1 protein-coding gene is annotated in these 1,075 nt (G+C 63.0%); it reads left to right on the forward strand.

What is annotated here, in order from left to right; genetic code table 11:
• Positions 1 to 1,075, forward strand: a protein-coding gene (locus tag OXS27_RS32290; protein ID WP_267361740.1) for an IS3 family transposase whose coding sequence is annotated in 2 segments (ribosomal slippage) — positions 1 to 196 and positions 196 to 1,075 — 1,076 coding nt annotated over the 2 segments. Because the reading frame shifts where the segments join, the coding sequence is not laid out codon by codon here. This gene is flagged as partial in the annotation.

A 1,075-nucleotide genomic window follows, 5' to 3' on the forward strand; every position in this document is an offset into this window, starting at 1 on the left:
CAGGGCCAGAGCGTGGCCGATGCAATCCGCGCGCTCGGTGTGAGTTCGGTGACGTACTACCGGTGGCGACGTGAGTTTGGCGGCCTGAAGTCGGATCAAGTTCGACGGATGAAGAGTCTTGAGACCGAGAATGCTCGGCTTCGAAAAGCCATCGCCGATTTGACGCTGGACAAGCTGATCTTGCAGGAGGCGTCCCGGGGAAACTTCTGAGCCCCGCGCGCCGACGCGCCTGTGTCGAGCACATCATGCGGACGATGACCGTCTCCGAGCGCCGTGCCTGTCGGGCGCTCGGACAGCATCGCTCGACACAGCGCAAGGTACCGCGGGGCCGCGACGACGAAGAGGCGCTGACGGCCGATCTCGTGGCGTTGGCTGAGAAGTACGGACGCTATGGCTACCGCAAGATCAGCGCATTGCTGAAGGCGGCCGGTTGGTTCGTCAACGACAAGCGCGTCGAGCGCATTTGGCGGCGTGAGGGTCTGAAGGTCCCAGCCAGACAGCCCAAGCGGGGGCGGATCTGGGACAACGACGGCTCCTGCGTCCGTCTCCGCCCGGAACACCGCAATCACGTGTGGTCGTACGACTTCGTCGAGGCCCGCACGCACGATGGACGCAAGATCCGGATGCTCAACGTGATCGACGAGTTCACGCATGAATGCCTGGCGATCCGAGTCGCCCGCAAGCTGAAGGCAACCGACGTCATCGACGTGCTCTCGGATCTGTTCATCCTGCGTGGCGTACCTAGCCATATCCGTTCGGATAACGGTCCGGAGTTCGTTGCGAAGATCGTACAAGCTTGGATCACCGGCGTCGGAGCAAAGACGGCCTACATCACGCCAGGCTCACCGTGGGAGAATGGCTACGTCGAAAGCTTCAACGCACGGCTTCGCGACGAACTTCTGAACGGCGAGATTTTCTACACACTGAGAGAAGCGCAGGTTGTCATCGAAAGCTGGCGCCGTCACTACAACGGCGTGCGCCCGCATGCCTCGCTGAGATACCGGCCGCCGGCCCCGGAGGTGTTCGTGCCAGCCTTCTCCGCTTGGCCGGCTGCGCTCGCCCGACCAGCTCCGCC

Source organism: Methylobacterium sp. GC_Met_3 (assembly GCF_026540775.1).
Lineage (GTDB): Bacteria > Pseudomonadota > Alphaproteobacteria > Rhizobiales > Beijerinckiaceae > Methylobacterium.